This is a genomic window from Paenibacillus sp. FSL H7-0326 (assembly GCF_001955535.1).
Taxonomy (GTDB): Bacteria; Bacillota; Bacilli; order Paenibacillales; family Paenibacillaceae; genus Paenibacillus; species Paenibacillus shunpengii.
The window spans coordinates 426,351-442,107 of sequence record NZ_MPVN01000002.1; the positions used below are offsets into that span (position 1 = coordinate 426,351).

23 protein-coding genes and 13 tRNA genes are annotated in these 15,757 nt (G+C 48.3%); 21 read left to right on the top strand and 15 right to left on the bottom strand.

The features are described from left to right. The first annotated feature begins 163 nt into the window (after positions 1-163). Positions 164-904 carry a GT-D fold domain-containing protein gene (locus tag BK126_RS12655; RefSeq protein WP_076313008.1) on the top strand — a complete coding sequence of 247 codons (741 nt, stop codon included), beginning with the start codon at positions 164-166 and terminating at the stop codon, positions 902-904. Positions 905-1,126: 222 nt separating this feature from the next. On the opposite strand, the gene BK126_RS12660 is transcribed toward BK126_RS12655, so the two are convergent. From BK126_RS12660 to BK126_RS12730, 15 genes are all read right to left on the bottom strand, one after another. Further along, positions 1,127-1,200: transfer RNA gene (locus tag BK126_RS12660), tRNA-Gln, on the bottom strand. 1 nt (position 1,201) lies between these two features. After that, positions 1,202-1,275, bottom strand: a tRNA-Gly gene (locus BK126_RS12665). Positions 1,276-1,277: 2 nt separating this feature from the next. Beyond that, positions 1,278-1,351, bottom strand: a tRNA-Trp gene (locus tag BK126_RS12670). Between the two features lie 9 nt (positions 1,352-1,360). Then, positions 1,361-1,431 (bottom strand) — tRNA-Phe (locus BK126_RS12675). Between the two features lie 3 nt (positions 1,432-1,434). Continuing rightward, positions 1,435-1,507 (bottom strand) — tRNA-His (locus BK126_RS12680). A 2-nt stretch (positions 1,508-1,509) separates the two neighbouring features. Further along, positions 1,510-1,586: transfer RNA gene (locus BK126_RS12685), tRNA-Ile, on the bottom strand. A gap of 83 nt (positions 1,587-1,669) precedes the next feature. Beyond that, positions 1,670-1,744: transfer RNA gene (locus BK126_RS12690), tRNA-Asn, on the bottom strand. A gap of 102 nt (positions 1,745-1,846) precedes the next feature. Beyond that, positions 1,847-1,920 (bottom strand) — tRNA-Pro (locus tag BK126_RS12695). A gap of 4 nt (positions 1,921-1,924) precedes the next feature. Beyond that, a tRNA-Asp gene (locus BK126_RS12700) sits at positions 1,925-1,999 on the bottom strand. 126 nt (positions 2,000-2,125) lie between these two features. After that, positions 2,126-2,743: a hypothetical protein gene (locus tag BK126_RS12705; RefSeq protein WP_076313009.1), complete on the bottom strand. Its 618-nt coding sequence runs from the start codon at positions 2,741-2,743 to the stop codon at positions 2,126-2,128. Between the two features lie 35 nt (positions 2,744-2,778). Continuing rightward, positions 2,779-2,852: transfer RNA gene (locus BK126_RS12710), tRNA-Met, on the bottom strand. A 3-nt stretch (positions 2,853-2,855) separates the two neighbouring features. Beyond that, complete coding sequence (locus BK126_RS12715; RefSeq protein ID WP_076313010.1) at positions 2,856-3,113, bottom strand: hypothetical protein; 258 nt, start codon at positions 3,111-3,113, stop codon at positions 2,856-2,858. Positions 3,114-3,141: 28 nt separating this feature from the next. Next, positions 3,142-3,215: transfer RNA gene (locus BK126_RS12720), tRNA-Cys, on the bottom strand. Between the two features lies 1 nt (position 3,216). Further along, positions 3,217-3,291 (bottom strand) — tRNA-Glu (locus BK126_RS12725). A 1-nt stretch (position 3,292) separates the two neighbouring features. After that, positions 3,293-3,379 (bottom strand) — tRNA-Tyr (locus BK126_RS12730). 199 nt (positions 3,380-3,578) lie between these two features. Here BK126_RS12730 and BK126_RS12735 point away from each other — a divergent pair. From BK126_RS12735 to BK126_RS29415, 20 genes are all read left to right on the top strand, one after another. Next, a complete protein-coding gene (locus BK126_RS12735; RefSeq protein ID WP_076313011.1) occupies positions 3,579-3,788 on the top strand; it encodes a hypothetical protein in 210 nt (69 codons plus the stop codon). Positions 3,789-3,902: 114 nt separating this feature from the next. Beyond that, on the top strand, positions 3,903-4,691 hold the full coding sequence (locus BK126_RS12740) for an S-layer homology domain-containing protein (RefSeq protein WP_076313012.1): 789 nt from the start codon (positions 3,903-3,905) through the stop codon (positions 4,689-4,691). A gap of 900 nt (positions 4,692-5,591) precedes the next feature. After that, a complete protein-coding gene (locus BK126_RS12745) occupies positions 5,592-6,008 on the top strand; it encodes a hypothetical protein (RefSeq protein WP_076313013.1) in 417 nt (138 codons plus the stop codon). A 149-nt stretch (positions 6,009-6,157) separates the two neighbouring features. Further along, on the top strand, positions 6,158-6,346 hold the full coding sequence (locus BK126_RS12750; RefSeq protein ID WP_076313014.1) for a hypothetical protein: 189 nt from the start codon (positions 6,158-6,160) through the stop codon (positions 6,344-6,346). Positions 6,347-7,350: 1,004 nt separating this feature from the next. Next, the gene (locus tag BK126_RS12755) at positions 7,351-7,740 is read left to right on the top strand and encodes a hypothetical protein (protein ID WP_076313015.1); all 390 of its coding nucleotides are present in this window, start codon (positions 7,351-7,353) and stop codon (positions 7,738-7,740) included. A gap of 142 nt (positions 7,741-7,882) precedes the next feature. Further along, a complete protein-coding gene (locus tag BK126_RS12760) occupies positions 7,883-8,197 on the top strand; it encodes a hypothetical protein (RefSeq protein WP_143042084.1) in 315 nt (104 codons plus the stop codon). Beyond that, a complete protein-coding gene (locus BK126_RS12765) occupies positions 8,194-8,436 on the top strand; it encodes a hypothetical protein (protein ID WP_076313017.1) in 243 nt (80 codons plus the stop codon). Before BK126_RS12760 ends, BK126_RS12765 begins: the two co-directional genes overlap by 4 nt. Positions 8,437-8,533: 97 nt before the next feature. After that, positions 8,534-8,992, top strand: a complete 459-nt coding sequence (locus tag BK126_RS12770) for a hypothetical protein (RefSeq protein WP_076313018.1) — start codon at positions 8,534-8,536, stop codon at positions 8,990-8,992. A gap of 85 nt (positions 8,993-9,077) precedes the next feature. Next, entirely contained in the window at positions 9,078-9,941 is an 864-nt protein-coding gene (locus BK126_RS12775) for a hypothetical protein (RefSeq protein WP_076313019.1), read from the top strand. 74 nt (positions 9,942-10,015) lie between these two features. Then, positions 10,016-10,213, top strand: a complete 198-nt coding sequence (locus BK126_RS12780; RefSeq protein ID WP_076313020.1) for a hypothetical protein — start codon at positions 10,016-10,018, stop codon at positions 10,211-10,213. Further along, on the top strand, positions 10,210-10,395 hold the full coding sequence (locus tag BK126_RS12785) for a hypothetical protein (protein WP_076313021.1): 186 nt from the start codon (positions 10,210-10,212) through the stop codon (positions 10,393-10,395). Before BK126_RS12780 ends, BK126_RS12785 begins: the two co-directional genes overlap by 4 nt. A gap of 109 nt (positions 10,396-10,504) precedes the next feature. After that, positions 10,505-11,380 carry a hypothetical protein gene (locus tag BK126_RS12790; RefSeq protein ID WP_076313022.1) on the top strand — a complete coding sequence of 292 codons (876 nt, stop codon included), beginning with the start codon at positions 10,505-10,507 and terminating at the stop codon, positions 11,378-11,380. 96 nt (positions 11,381-11,476) lie between these two features. Then, on the top strand, positions 11,477-12,406 hold the full coding sequence (locus tag BK126_RS12795; RefSeq protein ID WP_076313023.1) for a hypothetical protein: 930 nt from the start codon (positions 11,477-11,479) through the stop codon (positions 12,404-12,406). Positions 12,407-12,423: 17 nt separating this feature from the next. Then, the gene (locus BK126_RS12800) at positions 12,424-13,149 is read left to right on the top strand and encodes a hypothetical protein (protein ID WP_076313024.1); all 726 of its coding nucleotides are present in this window, start codon (positions 12,424-12,426) and stop codon (positions 13,147-13,149) included. Beyond that, entirely contained in the window at positions 13,139-13,594 is a 456-nt protein-coding gene (locus BK126_RS12805) for a hypothetical protein (RefSeq protein ID WP_076313025.1), read from the top strand. Before BK126_RS12800 ends, BK126_RS12805 begins: the two co-directional genes overlap by 11 nt. Further along, complete coding sequence (locus BK126_RS12810; RefSeq protein WP_076313026.1) at positions 13,591-13,800, top strand: hypothetical protein; 210 nt, start codon at positions 13,591-13,593, stop codon at positions 13,798-13,800. Before BK126_RS12805 ends, BK126_RS12810 begins: the two co-directional genes overlap by 4 nt. Before the next feature lie 123 nt (positions 13,801-13,923). After that, on the top strand, positions 13,924-14,949 hold the full coding sequence (locus tag BK126_RS12815; protein WP_076313027.1) for a hypothetical protein: 1,026 nt from the start codon (positions 13,924-13,926) through the stop codon (positions 14,947-14,949). Beyond that, entirely contained in the window at positions 14,946-15,272 is a 327-nt protein-coding gene (locus BK126_RS12820; RefSeq protein ID WP_076313028.1) for a hypothetical protein, read from the top strand. The genes BK126_RS12815 and BK126_RS12820 overlap by 4 nt, the downstream gene beginning before the upstream one ends. After that, on the top strand, positions 15,272-15,493 hold the full coding sequence (locus BK126_RS12825; RefSeq protein WP_076313029.1) for a hypothetical protein: 222 nt from the start codon (positions 15,272-15,274) through the stop codon (positions 15,491-15,493). The genes BK126_RS12820 and BK126_RS12825 overlap by 1 nt, the downstream gene beginning before the upstream one ends. A gap of 2 nt (positions 15,494-15,495) precedes the next feature. Next, complete coding sequence (locus BK126_RS29415; protein WP_177178669.1) at positions 15,496-15,651, top strand: hypothetical protein; 156 nt, start codon at positions 15,496-15,498, stop codon at positions 15,649-15,651. Positions 15,652-15,757: the final 106 nt, after the last annotated feature.

Consider the following 15,757-nt stretch of genomic DNA (forward strand, 5'->3'; position numbering starts at 1 on the left):
TTTTCCTATTCTATTAAAGAAAGGAGTTGTTAACGATGTACGATTGCCCTGATTGTATGAGCTTCCTAGTGGTTTGTCCTTGCTGTCAGCACTCATTCTGCCCTGACTGCGGAGCTTCTGAGGATGAGATTGAGGAGAAGAAAGAACAGGAAGGTGATGAGGAATGCTAGGAACCTGGGACTTGATTAAGAACTGGTTCCAAATGGCGGCTAACGGTGAACGCCATGCTTCAGTTCGGTTCGGGGATGCTTCCAATACCATCCTTGCTCATGATACCGTGCTTACCATGGACTTCATCAAGTCGCATTACGGTTGGATCAGCGACCCGACTTACTGTGGCATTACCCTTCCTAACGCGAATGCAAGGGACATCATCGTTCACTGCTTGCGGAACGCTGACTACGTAGGTCACCTGACACAGACTGATCACTGGTACTTCAAGCCACTGTTCGATATGTGCTTGCGATACTACCGAGTGGAGCCGAAGGAGACCTTCTATGCGTTCGAGAACAATTACATTGCTCGGTTCAAGCCGTTCTATGACACCTTCAGGACTTTACCAATTTTGCTCTGTGGAGCCAAAGCTGTCCAGTACAAGGAAGTACTAGAACGCCGCTACGGTTTCACTGGAATCGTTGGTACCGTCGATTGTCCCAACTGGGAAGGGTTACAGAAGGCTACTAAGGACATGGAAGCCCTATATAAGACCAATCCATGGCGACTTGCCCTCGTTTGTGCAGGTGCTCCTGGCAAAGTACTGGCTGTGAAGGCGAAACTGCTCGGAACAGTGGGTGTAGACTTCGGATCGGGTGCAGATGTAGCCATTCAAGCTGATAAAGAGGGCTTAGATGCCTGGGATTACAAAGGATTCCCCGATTATTGGGCAGGAAGACCACGAAAATAGCCCATTTTGACCCCTTTTGGGGTCTTTTTTGTGTTCTATGTGCAAAAAATAGCCGTTTTTTGCACATAATTAAGCGTTTTTCGTCACTTTTTCATCGTTTTTGAGCTTTATTTTGCACTATTTTGACCCCCTTTTTAGCCCTAAATTATAAAAAGACCGCCCTATTTAGGACAGTCTTTGGGAACCTGGGTGCTCGTAAGCAGTCCAGGAGGGTCACTTAATTGGCAGGGGATGCAGGAATCGAACCTACGAATCGACATTCAAAGTGTCGTGTCTTGCCACTAAACGAATCCCCGATGGAGCGAAATGAGGGAGTCGAACCCTCACCGTCTGCTTGGAAGGCAGAAGTTCTACCATTAAACTAATATCGCATTGGCACAGGCTGATGGAATCGAACCACCGTTAACGGGTTTGGAAGCCGTAGTTCTGCCACTGAACTAAACCTGCATATTAAGATGGACTGAGATGGAATCGAACCACCGTCTGCGGGATTTCACTCCACCGCTAAGCCACTCAGCTACCAGTCCATATGGGGTGACGGACGGAATCGAACCGTGGACTCCTGATTCACAGTCAGGCATGTTACCACTACACTATCGTCACCATGGTTGGAACAGATGGATTTGAACCATCAACCTCCCGCTTATCAGACGGGTGCGCTAACCAGTTGCGCCATGTTCCATTAGGCTCCTCCGTCAGGACTTGCACCTGAAACCGTCTTTGCGCGAGACAGCTCTACTAACTTGAGCATTACGTGAGGAATATTGGCAGGGAAGCCAGGACTCGAACCTGGAACATCCGCATTAACAGTGCGGCGTTCTACCATTGAACTACAACCCTATAGGAAACCGTAGGTGGACTCGAACCACCGATAAAGCCACTCATTCTCGTCGTGAGCAGGAATCAAACCTGCGTAGCAGTACCCCGTAACGGTCATATGAATAGGAGATGTTGGATTTGAACCAACGACCCTGTGCGTCCAAGGCACGTACTCTAACCATCTGAGCTAATCCCCTGTATTGGCGGCTCTAAGGGGAATCGAACCCCTCCCTCTCCGCTGACAACGGAATGTCCTAACCGATAAACGATAGAGCCAAGGCATCACCCTGTCGGACTCGAACCGACTCTGGCGGCTAGTTTCCCCTTAGGTACTCGTAGCCACAGTGCATCCCACACTGAGGGCTAATAGTGCTCCCAACCCGAAGGTCAGGAGCGTATTTGTTACTTACCAGTCGCGGCTGTTTGAACAGTAACCTTGGAGTTACCTGCGGCAACGACAGCATTCGTAGCAATGGATTCAACACGGCTGTTAGCGGATTTTAGTTCTTCACGCAGTGTAGCGATCAGAGCTTCTTGGGATTCCACAGTTTCCTCAAGGGAAGTAATGCGGTTCTCAAGAACCCGTTTGTCAGCTTTATTCTCAGCATCCTGCAAGCGCAGTTCACCGTCGAACTCCTTCTTGGCTTCGGTTTTACCTTTGTTGAAGGCAACCGCTTCAGCTTTCGCCACAACCTCAGGAATCGCAGTAACCTTGGCTTGAAGTTCAGCAACCACGGACTCGGAATGATCGGCAGACTGCTCACGAGCTTCAACAGCTACTTCGCGGTCAGCGACTTCTTTAACACGATCTGCAAGTTCAGAATCCAGTGCGTCCTGACGATCACGCTTTTCCTTGTTGAACTGGTATGTATCTTCTTCCTTCTGACGAGCCAGTTCTTTCTTCCAAGCCGCCGCTTGTTCTGCTTTCTCCGCTTCAAACTCCTGACGAGCTTCCTCAATCACAAGTGCGTAAGCGTCCAGTACGTTCTGCTTCGTTTCAACCGTTGTTTTCTTCGCCACGTTTTCGTTCCCCCTGGTAAGTGTTTTAGTTGTTTTGGTTTGGGTAGCGGGATTCGAACCCGCGTCTACTGGTTATGAGCCAGTCAAGGAACCGCTCCTCTATACCCAGTCATTAATAGACAATCGCTTCGATACCATCACTCGTAGTGACAAGCTTCAGGCGACCCTTGAACTGCAACGAACCCTGCGTATGAGGATTGTCGGGAGTGTTCTTCGTCGTGAAAGGAACTTCAGAAGTGAGGTTCATCACGTAGTATGTCTCGCCTTTACACTTGATCGTCCATGGAGCAATGCCAGGATTACCGATGCTTTTCTTATTGAAATGAAAGACTACTCTCGTTGGTTTATCGCTGATAACTTCTTCGATCATAGCTCTCACCTCTCTAAGGATTGTTTTAAGCGGAAGGATGGATTCGAACCACCGATCTTTGGGTTTGCGACCCAACGCCTTAAACCTCTTGGCTACTTCCGCATGGTAGCGTGTACGGGAATCGAACCCGTGATCTCCGATAGAAAGTCGGATGTCTTAGCCGCTTGACCAACACGCCATGGTGGATGAGGTAGGAGTCGAACCTACACAGCAGTTAAGCCACGGGTTTACAGCCCGCTATTCTCGCCAGTGATTGGTGCCCATCCAAGTGGTTGTTCCTCTATGAAACATAGATTAGTGCAGTTAACTTAGGAAATAACACTCCAACACGAAAAACCTGAGAAAAACTTCCTCAAGTTGAGTTTCTTCTATATAAGGGAGCAAAAAATTAAGCTCTTACTTCCTCTATACGAAATGACTTACAAGATGTTAAACTGGAAGAATACAACAAAAGGGGGAACATACTTGATCTATGTCGTAGCCGTAATTGCATTCTTAATCCTGGGAGCGTTGACTCGTGGTGCTCCTGTCTTGGGACTCTTTCTTATATTAGGGGGATTCGTACTTGCCTTCTTCTTAGGAGTTACTACAGAGCAGATCGAGACATTTTCACCTGTGATCGGAGGAGCAGTCCTCGGGTTCCTATTGGGACTCATAAGCAGGTTCATAGATTAAAATTTCCCACCTCACCTATAGGTGGGATTTTACATTTCTTGGCGTTTACGAGAGTCCAAGCGTATGCTAATATATGGGAACTGCCACCATTAAACAAAAAAGGAAGGTATCATCATGAAGAAAATTGCACTGGTCATCACACTGGCATCAACCCTTGTTTTCGGTTCCACTGCCGCGAACGTACAGGCATCGTCATTTAATGACGTAAGCGAGACAAAACACTCTTGGGCTGTTAAAGCCATCGACTTTATGAGTGAGCAAGGAGTGATCAAGGGATACTCAGACGGAACGTTCAAACCCGACAATGGAGTGACTAAGGCAGAGTTCGTAAGTATGTTCTCCCGCCTTTTTGATAAGTACACTACCAACGACTCCACCACCCGCGAGTTCAAAGACGTTCCATCTACTAATTGGGCATATGAACCAGTATCTAAGATAATGTCGAACTATACATACTTTACATACAGCAAAGACGGTAGCGGGATGAACTTCCATCCAAACACTAAATTGACTCGCCTGGGTGCCGCGAACTTGTTACCCGCACTATACGAAGAAATTGACGACGAAAAGGAAGTCTACAACATCCTACGAAGCATGAAAGACATCAAGGTTTATGAGAACGTTAACGGCTATGATCAAGATGGTAGGTTTGATGAATCAGTAGATCGCACTAACTCACAATTTCCAATCATCTTCAAAAACGGAGCACTAGATGACGACTATTCAGCTATCGTAGGAATAAAGATTGCAAGCCTTCAAAACGAAGGACTAATGACCGCTTATGAGGGTAATTTCAGCCCTAACAAGACACTCACTAGAGCTGAAGCCGCTACTACCCTATACCGCCTTTATACTCAATTAAAGGGTGATGGCGATCTCTCGAATTACTCAAGTATTAAGTAGAACGAAAATAAGAGCGCGGGGCTTAACTCCCTTCGCTCTTTTTCTATTATATAAGACACACCGCACCAACCTTACGAGAAAAATTTCCCCGCGCCCGTAGGAGTCCCATTAACTCGCGGAGCGAAAAATGTATTACCCCTAGATTTACCCCGATTATGCAGGAAAAACCATACCTCCTTGACTTAGACAACAGCCGCCCCACTCCCATGCCCAATGCCCTTTACCCGCGCCCAACACCCATGCCCCCTTACCCTTTGCCCAAGACACGAGACCCCGCCGCCCGTGCCCCGAGACATTGCCCCAAGACCCTAACTCTCGCGCATCAAGGTTCACCAAAAATTTCCCGTAGGAGTCATGACGCTCCTGCGCCGTGTGAAGGATGATAGAAAAACCCGCGACACTGGGGGGGTTAATCTCTTGACCCTTGTTTGTTTTTATTTTTTATAAAAAAACATTGCTCAAAGGGGTTGCAATCCAATCCTATTGCGTTCTTAGATATGGTCATCGAGTTGGTCGCCGCCACCGACTCGATAGGGAAACATCCCGAATGTACGACAGGCGGCAAAGACGCGAAATGCGCCTAGATCATTGACAAACACATACACGAAACATGCACGGCTTGTGCATGGGACGAAGCTTCTCTTGTGAAGGGTGAAGTCTGCCCACATGAAGGATTGTACTATGGCAACAGCCTACGCTTTACGGTTCATGCCCAACATGTAACGAGATGTCACGAATTGCCCACGTTACGGGACGGTGTAGTACAAGGTGCGGTATCCGTAAGTTAATCGGAGGTTCAGATGCCTTGCTATGCTAGAGGTCTGTTCACTCATGGGCTAATCAGGGCTACCAAAGGTAGTCACTATTAGTGCCCATCAAGGGCAAAGGAGACTAAAAACCATGATGAACAAAGCCATTACTATGCCTAAATTTGAGAAAGAAGCAAAGAAACGCGCTGATTCCAAGAAGGTACCCGAGAACATTAAGATGAGCGTAAACGATAAGAACAAGCTTGTAATAGAAATCGACTTGAATGTAATCGACAAAGAACCGCTTGTACTTGGGGAGAAGTCTGCCCGTGTAGCGTCCACTCTTGGCGGTATTCGCTTGAAAAAGGACGGTTTTCAGAACGTTGTACTTAACCTGAACGCCTATATACCAGTGGATGAGTATGTATCCCCTGTACAGGCACCTGCCGCACCTGCGACACCTGCTATCAAGGCACCTACAGGACAGCAGATTGATATGGATACCTGGGAACAGTTTCAGCAATTCCTCAAGTTTCAAGAGATGATGGTACAAGCCGCTAAAGCTTAAGACAAGGATACCCGAGCTATGCTTGGGTAGTCCTGACTAGCCCATGAGCGAACAGACCAAGAGCCGATTGCACATAATCCGTATTATGTGATGTGATGGGCAGACCCGAGTGCCCAAGGCACTACTTTGTCCAAAAACAGGTGATTATTATGTTATTCGCAAGATTCGTGCTAGTGTGTGACCGCATAGAACGTACAAGAGAGAAGATGCAGGTATACCGTGACAAGGGGTTTGAGAACCTTACAGTCGATGAACTACTAGAGTATGAGCATCTAATGGATGTAATGGACGGTCTTGATTCACAACTAGCAACACATATAAGAGAGACATACGCTTGATCCGTAACCTAGCCCTTAGTCTTGGGTGCTAGGGTATGCCCATCACAACGCACCACGCACCACTTCCGAGCATGACGAGAGATAGCGAAGCCTAGCACTACACGTAATCTAAGGGTACTCCTAAGGACTACGAGAGTGTATCTAGTAGGCTCATGTAGAGCGGGTATGAGTGTATACCAAGGCATTGTTCAATGTGTCCGAGGGATATACTCTCTAGTCTTCCTCTCTCTATAGTCATGCTCTCTTATATGGTGGGAGTCTTATATAGGATTGTAGACAGCCAACAGGTTGCTCTGCCCCGCCCCACCTGGGGTAGGTGTGCCCTAGCCATCCAACAGGATACCGAAGGCTTATATGGACTACCTTTACCTAGCGAAGTCACATAATACGGTCACCTATATTCTCATGCTTTCCCTAGCTGTGGTGGAGGTATCCTGAGGTACCCACTCCCTACCCTTTCGGTATACCCGAGTGCCCAAGAAGGATACCCATACCCATGGCTAGGTATGCTCAGTCACTTAACTCTTATATATCTGTGTCGTATAGCTAAATTGAGTGACTGACCATGCCTAGCCCACCCCGCCCACACCCCGATTTGGGGTACGTTGGTGCAGTATAGAGCGTCCTATCGAGTGCTGATAGCACCTAAGCGGAACAGCTCTGTATCACGGGTTCTAGCTTGGCATAGATGTGTCAAATTCAAGGAGGAATACCCATGCGTAACAAGATGATGGTTGCATACGTTGGCAAGGTCGGTGGACTCAAGGAATACCTCAAAAAGCTCATAGCAGAATACGAGAAAGTAGGTGCCTAAACATGACAAGATCACAGGCTGTAGTAGCCGCAAGCAAGCTTAAACGTAGATGGGCACTAAGAGATATGTATATATACGGTCAGCTCACTATCAAGTAATAGCTTGGACACTGCTCCCCGCCCATCTCCCCGAGGTGGTCGGCATGGAGTGCCTAAGAGCACTACTACATACCAACTAGGAGGATTCACAAATGAAAGACGTACAAGTGCAAGTAAAGGTTATCGAGGGTATCGAGGTAAGAGCGCATGAGAAAGGCGAGTTCATGATTGGTGCCTTGATTACGAATAACGGTAAAGAAGTCGGAGCAAGCGGTATCGTAGCTGGTGTACCTGAGGACATCACAAACTTCTATGCGGCTATTGAAGCTATGGCAGGATCGGTAACGAAAACACTGCTTGATGCTGAAGTACCACCACAGGTCATCGAAGGCATGATGATCGAAGCGATTCGGGACGGTATCAAAGAAGGAGTGACCCGTCACGTAGCTGAAGAAATGCCGCATGTACATGCCATGGCTGAACGGGCTATGCAAGGTGACATCGGTGCCTTGCTTGGTATGCTCTCCAAAGTATTGGCTTAGAAACTGCTAAGGCACCAAACCTTCGGGTTGGGTGTTCTGATGGAGTGCCTAAGAGCACTATCTAAACTAGGAGTTGGTTATCATCGAACACGAAGTGATTCTATCCAAAATCAGATCCAAACGTGAGAACAGTCAGACCACCATGGCAGACATTAAGCGCATTGTTGCGGCTTATGAGTCAGGTGACTGGTCGGAAGTAATTGACAGCAAGCTTTACAGAGAGCATAGCGGTGAATATTGTGAACTGCTTGAGTACATTAACATGCCTGAATGGTTGGTGGGTGTTGTAATGCCTACCTTTGTTGACCAACGGTACATACGAGATCGGGATTTGGAGATCGCCGCCCCCACCGCCGAGGATGCCAAGAGAAAGTGGTTCGAGCATATGAAAAACTGGATACGTGAAGACGAGAAACATCTCGTTAAGGTAGTTCGGAAGGGAGAGGAACTGAAATGAACGACCTTCTCTCCCTTTTGATTGCTGAAGGGTTGAAGGCAACCATCAACCATACCTTCGGTAACCTGATCGAGGTTGACCTTGAGGATGAGGTTATCCAAGTATGGCAGACCAACGCTCCACATGAGAAGCCTAAATATGAAATCACCGACACGAGGGACACAATCAAGATGGTGTGCCGCTCTGTTGATTCAGTACTGACCCATATGGTTCTATGGCTCGAAGCGGTTGTTAGTTAGACACTGCTCCCCGCCCATCGCTTTGGCGGTGGTCGGCATGGAGTGCCTAAGAGCACCCAAAATAATAGCCCCTAGAGGGCAAGAGGAGAATATAAACATGGAAAACGTAAACGTGAAATCGGTAGCAAACAACAAGGCGGTACTGGAAGTTGACCTGACTCAAGACCTGGGTGCAAGTGGTAGCGGTAAGAACCTGCTGATCGCCAAGACTGGTAGCAACATGCCAATCGCATCAGGTGTGAAGATCAACCTGAACGTATATAGAGCACTCCCTAAAGAGAATGAACCTGAAATCGACTTCAAGGGTGCCAAGGCTGAGATCGGATTCGCAGGTGGTGTTGCTAAGGTAGCAGGTAGCAAGCTTACCATCGAAGTTGACCTCACCTCTGACCTTGGTGAATCGGGTAGCGGCAAGAACATCCTGATCGCTAAAACAGGAAGCAACCTGCCACTGTTCAAGACGATAAAGATGAACCTGAACGTGTACAAACCAGTACCTAAGACACCTACTAAGGTACCTGTAACTGGGGAGCCTGAGCAATTGACATTGGTCTAATAGATGCTGATCGGGTACCTCAACCATGGTTGGGGTATCCCATTGAGCACCTATGAGTGCTACTAATTCTTTGAGGTGACAGCACATGACAACGTACAAACGTGCATCAAACGACAAGGCTACTCTGAAGATTGAACACGACAATCACCCTTCTGACCCACGCCAAGAGATGGATGGTTGGGTAGGCGAGATGATTTGTTGGCACAACCGATACAACCTAGGTGATACACATGACTACTCGGAGCCGCGTGACTTCCTTGAGCACCTTGCCAAGGACTACTACAAGGGTGACGAGGACATGGATGACCTGACGATGGCTGAGCTGATGGGTATCATCGCTCCTCATGTTATCATCCTCCCCCTCTACTTGTACGATCACGGTGGTATCACAATGAGGACTAAATCATTTGGGGATCGTTGGGATAGTGGTCAGGTCGGTTGGATATACGCTACCAAAGACAAGTTCCGTGAGGAGACTGGTTACAACGAAGATGAGCTGTTCAGCACTGATACCAAACGAGCTGTAAAGGTAGGCGACCAAGTGAAGGTCAAGGGTTACGAGAATGATGGTCTTGACGGTTGGGTGGAGGTAGTTTCCTTCTCCCGAGGTATGGTTCAGGTAGACCGCGACCACCACATGATCGAAGGGTTCAAGCGTCCTGACAGTTGGGTGATCGTGAATGAGAAAAGCATCACTGAGGTCATGAGCAACAAGGCGGTGCAGATGCTTGAAGCTGAGGTTGAGATGTACGACCAGTACCTAACTGGGAGTGTGTATGGGTTCATCCTTGAAATCAAAAATCCGTGCCACTGTGGTAACCCTGAGTGTACTCGACATGAGGTTGAGGTAGATAGCTGTTGGGGTTTCTACGGGGACGACTTTATCAAGAATGGTATAGCTGAGCACATCGCCCCTGAGTATAGAGAATTACTAGAAGCATTGAGCTGAGACAGAGCCTAGGTAAGCCAAGTTGAGACGAGCTGAGGAGACTAGATAAACAGATGAGCTGAGGAGAGATAGAGATGAGAAAGTTAGGGATGCGAGTGAGATTTAACCTGGGTGAGCGTGTACGTATAGAACTGGGTGACCACACAGGCATGACTGGTGAGGTCGCCACCGCCCCCGAGGGTACTACATACAACTGGAAGAAGGAAGTATTCGTTCAGTTGGATGACGGTGACATCATACGAAAATACAAAAACGAGGTGTGCAAACTATGAATCTTGAGAACTGTCCCGATTGCAAAGGAACTGGTGAGTATGTAGCCAAGAACGGTGACTCGTGGACATGTGAGTTTTGCTATGGTGAAAAGTTAGTCCCTGCTGAAGTAGCAGAGGAACAAAAGCAGAAGTGGCAAGGGTACAAGTCCATGATGGAAGGTTACGTTGACGTAGAGGATTGAACAATAGACACTGCTCCCCACCCATCACCCATGTGGTGGTGGTTGGTATGGAGTGCCTATGAGTGCCACTGAGCACATGCACTAACCGACAATATGAGGAGTTGTTCACATGAACACAAAGAAAACAGCTAACTTTGAACCTGCAATCACCTTGTCGAAAGATACCTTCACCCATGAGGGTGTCCAGTACCATACTGAAAGCCGTAGAGCTAAGCGCGGCGAGATGATCCTCACGACTAAGACCATCGGACACTATAAGAAAGGTCAGGTGTACGAAGTATCCGACTACACTGGCAAGGAAGCGTGGTGCAAGAACGATGAAGGATTCCCTATCCCAATCCGTCACGCTGAGTATGTGGTGCTTGTGCCTATGGTTGAAGCACAACCCCTCCCCACCACCGTGTACTCCCCTTCCATGCTGAATCAGCTTGAAGCAAGTGGGACACCGATCTTCAACGAGTACCACCATACGGTGCTTGACTTCAGTGAGGTGGATCGTGGGCACACACTGGTCATGAAGCTTCCCGCAGGTGACCACATCACGGTATGCGGCATGATCATGAGCGATAAGGTCAACGCCATCGTTGACATTGAGTACCACGGTGACAACGGTCAGCAGATGATCGGGTTCACTGGTAATGAGACACCTCAGGTACGGGACAGCCGAAGCAAGCACAAGCTATACAGCTTGGACATCCGACCTGACCATAAGGATAAGCCATACGGCGATACCCTGACATTAGCGTTCCGCAGGGTTGATGAGGTCATCATCGACATCTCCATGAACGTAGGTTCTTGGATGTCTAAGAACACTGACAGCCTACCTGATGGATACGACTCCCGTGTTCTCAACCGAGCCATCCATGAATGGGCGGTAGAGTTTGAGAAAGAGTTTGGTAGAGAAGCACGGGACGACTACTACGACAGGGTTGACATCTTCTCTGAGAAGAAGATCAGCCAATGGGCACAGGAATACACCGAATAATCGGACACCGTTACCATACCTCACCCCGCCGTGGGGTATGGGATAGGGTGCCTGATTGCCTTTGAGCAACGCACCACTAAATTACGAGGTGATAGCATGAGTGAAAGAGTAGTGTTACAGAGCAGAATCAACGTGGGTACATACGAAGGCAAGCGGTTATCGGTGGAAGCAGTCATCAAGCTGAAGACTTCCTCCCGTGAGACCACGACTCATAAGCACATCAAAGAGTACTACACGCTGTCCATCACGGGTAGCTACAACGGCGGTGGCGGTCAGTGCATTGATGCCCTGAAGAAGTTGGATTCGGTAGAAATACCTGAACAGGACTTGAAAGACCTAATCGAGATTTGGGAACGGTACCACCTGAACGATCTGACAGCCCGATGTGAACATCATACACCAATCCCCGTCAGACATGACGACCCTGAGTACGATCACTACGTATGGTTGAGTGGTAAGCAGTGCCCTAACGGGTACAGGTACGGATCATCTTGGTTGATCACTGAGCTTCCACAAGAGGTTATCGACCGAGTGGAAGAAATCTTCACATCCCAACCAAAAGCCCCGTCGATCACCGAGGAATGGGAGTTGACCATGAACGGTAACCGTGGTGAGCTGACTGTTGGCGACATCCAAGTGACCGTGGATTATGTAGGTAAGACCAACCCTATCAAGGTATGGGGCGCATCTCACAAGGACATTGACTACAAGACGATTTACCAGTACCTCGTGACCTGCATCCACAAAGGGACGCACAAGACTATGAGCTTTGACTTCTTCGACAGCATCGACAACTCCAAGAAGCCGCCGTTCGCTCCTAGCCTGGGCTATTCGGTTATGTGCTGTATCCGCAGTGATTCATTCACAACGTCAGCCAACTATCCTACCCTTGAGAGCTTCTGCTCCGAATTTGGGTACGATGCTGATAGCCGCAAAGCCGAGAAAACTTACACGGCTTGCATTGAGCAAGGTGACAAAATAAGCAAGGTATTCGATGCAGAACTGATCGAAACCCTCCCGCAGTAAAGGGAGGATTGACCGATATGGATTCAGCAGCCTATGATAAAGTTGTGATCGAAGGTCGGTACGCTGACGAGTTATGTCAGCGTTTCGACATGATGGATAATGCCACTGGAAGCATGTTAGCACTGATGGGGTTTGTAAGTGACTTCAGGTTCCCCTTGATGAGGGGCATCCTACTTCTTGAGTACGGCGGTACAGGTGATGTGGTCATCACATTCAACCTTGACGATGACCGAACAGGTAGCGGTCATTACAAGATGAATAGCGGGATTGAATGGAGAGTTCAGGGTACCAAGATAACCCTCCTCTCCGATCCCCCTAACCCCGCTGATCGGAAGAAGGTTACTGAGATCGCTCAGTACTTCACCAACGTGTTCAAGGCAGTCATGCAACGTATGACAAGACGTAAGGATGAAGTTGTGAAGGAGGAACGCCGCATACCCAAGGTCAAGAAGGGTAAGGTCAAGCACGGTAAGAAACAGAAGAACCGAACGGTATACGTTAGGCAGACCGTCTACAAGGTATCCTCCCCTACCCCATCCCCTACTATAGAAGAAGGAGAACGTGAGAAGCGTGACTATGAGCGGCAAACGTTCAGATGGACAAGGGCAGGACATCACCGCCGACTACGCAACGGCGAGGTTAGATGGTTCCCTGAGAAGGAGATTGTTCTTGATCCTAACGCAGTGAAGGAAAGTAAGACCTACAAAATACAGAAAGGTGAAGGTGAACAGAATGACGGTTAAACGTAACGAACTGGCAGAAAAGTATGAGAAGGTTGAGGGTACCATCATGGTACCTATCAAGTACACCCTGGATGACTTGGAAGGTCTCCTTATTAGTGCATGGGAAGGTGGAAGTACATATTGGGTCGGCAAGGTTGAGGTGAATCACCCTAAAGTAGCTAAGCAGGTTGCTTATGACGCTGACTGGGCTACCTCTGAGTGGGCTTTCAACGCACTTGTTGAGGGTGGTAGCATCTATGTCGAAGACAACGAGGGTGGAGAATACAAGGGCACCATCACCTTGGAAAGCTTTAAGAAAGGCTTTGAGAAGTTCGTCGCTCACCGTGCTAACCAAAGCGCACTGAACTTTATCTACAACGGCAGTATTGACGGTGGTCAACTCGATGCAGGTGATGCTGATGGAGTATTCCAGTACGCGGCATTCGGAGAGTGGGTGTTCGGATGATTAAAGGTATTCACCTGGGTAAGAATGTTGGGCTAGAGGGTATTAAAGAGGTCTACCATGTAGAGGTCGCTGTCACTGATAACGGGACGGTTAACTTCTTCCTGTTCAAGGACGGTCATCCCCTCTCCCCCGCCGAGATGTCCCCTGAGGAAAAAGAGTTCTTGAAGGGTGAACTGAAGTCTGTCGTAGACGATATGCTTAACTAAATAGATGCTGATAGAGAGACCCATCCTAGCATACCTGGATGGGTCTTTCGCTTGAGCACCTATAGAGTGCTACTTAACATACCCTCCCCTATACCGTATAGAGAGGGTAAAGGAGATGACTTTATGCAACACACAAAAGAAAGCATCAAGGAAATGATTATTGGAACTGGTATTCTTCAGGTTACCACCCGTGACGGTGAGGATTTTGCCATCGTGGACGGTTACCCTGATATTGACCGCTGTTTGTATATGATCGCTGAAGCACTGGCACCTGAATCCATTCAGGAATACCGTGACTTCCACGACCCAATCAACAATCACCAACTGATCCAAGGTGACCGACTGGTGACATACGGTAGCCTAGCCTATGCAGGGTGCGCTGTACCTGAGGTTCTTGAGGTAGCCCTTGAGAAGGCAGGGATTGAGGACATATGGTTCGAGAATATCGTTATGGAATACGGGTTCTCAGATCAGTATTGCCTATGTGGGGGTTGTAGTAAACCCATCTGCCACTTCCCTTCTTCAGGCTCCCCCGACACCCACTACCACAACAACGGCGAGGTGGTGTGCGTCGATTGCTTCAAGAGTAACGGTCTGAAGGATGAGTACCTAGAAACCTGCATCAACAACCCTCGGAACGCAGTACAGTTCGGTCTTGTATCCTTTGATGAGCTGTACGCCGAGGGCTTTGAGAAGCATCACCAATCGCCCTACCACAATGGTCTCCATAAGGGTATGAATGACGTACCTGAGGAGGTACTGAAGAAACTGAACGAAGAAGGTTTCGATGAGGTGCTGTTCACCTTGGACGAGAACACCTCATTCCACATGACCTTTAGTGCCTGGGTACGCCGAAAGGAAAGCATCGAAGGAAAGGCAGTGATCAGTCCAGAGCTTAGGGATGAGATTATAGAAACAGCAAGTAGAGAACTAATCCTCTACGATGTTTATGAGGGCGTTTTAAACGACAGCTTTATTCTGTATGGTGCTAAAAAGATTGCAATCGAAGGTATAAACCCCACTGAGTATATTGTACTGCACAATAAGTACGTCAATGTATGGACAAGCGAAACAGAATTAATTGCAACGAACGATATTCAAATCGTTAACAGCTATAAAGAGCTGTTCGGAGAGGGTGAGGAACAATGATCGGACGGTTTGAACGGGTCGTAGTTATCTTTGGTGGTAGGGACGAGAACTTCAGAACCTTTGAAGGTGGTAAGTTTGAAGCACGTACCTATGAGGAGATGGAGGAGATCGAGCGTAAGTTTGATGCACTCGACCACCGCTCCACCTACTGGCAGATGTTTAAGGACAAGTACGTTAAGTGCTCATGCGGTGAGGAAGTACCTTGTGGTCGCTTCACCAACACATGCGAATGTGGTAGAGACTACGGCTTCGACGGTAGCCTGTTGGCTGATCGCTCCCAATGGGGCGAGGAAACTGGCGAACACTGGACGGAGGGTTACTGATGCAACGTCAAAGCCTTAATACGTGGAAGACCATATTCAAGAACCTTGCTGAAGACGATCAGGAAGTCGAAGTAACATGGCTAGACCCTGGGGATGCAAGTGCGGGTGAGTGGTGCTTACACTGGGAGAACGAGCTGTTCGAGGATGGCTTCGCTACCGAGAAGGAAGCAAATGAGCGGTTGAAACACCTACAAAAACAATTACTGGTGATGGAGGGGTAAACATGTTCAACGTAGTTATCAAAGCATGGAAGAACGACGAGGTGATCGAGACGATTACCAAAGAGCCTGTATCGGAGCGTTCCGCTGAACGTATCGAGAGAGGGGTTAACATCAATCTGAACCACGATGAGTATTACACAGAAGTGGTACCTGCATAGACCCTGCTAGGACAGCTCACCTTCGGGTGGGCTTTTCAATGGAGCGGTCTATAAGGGCTGTAGAAGGGACACCCCACCTTCGGGGTGGACACCCTCCCTTCAAAGG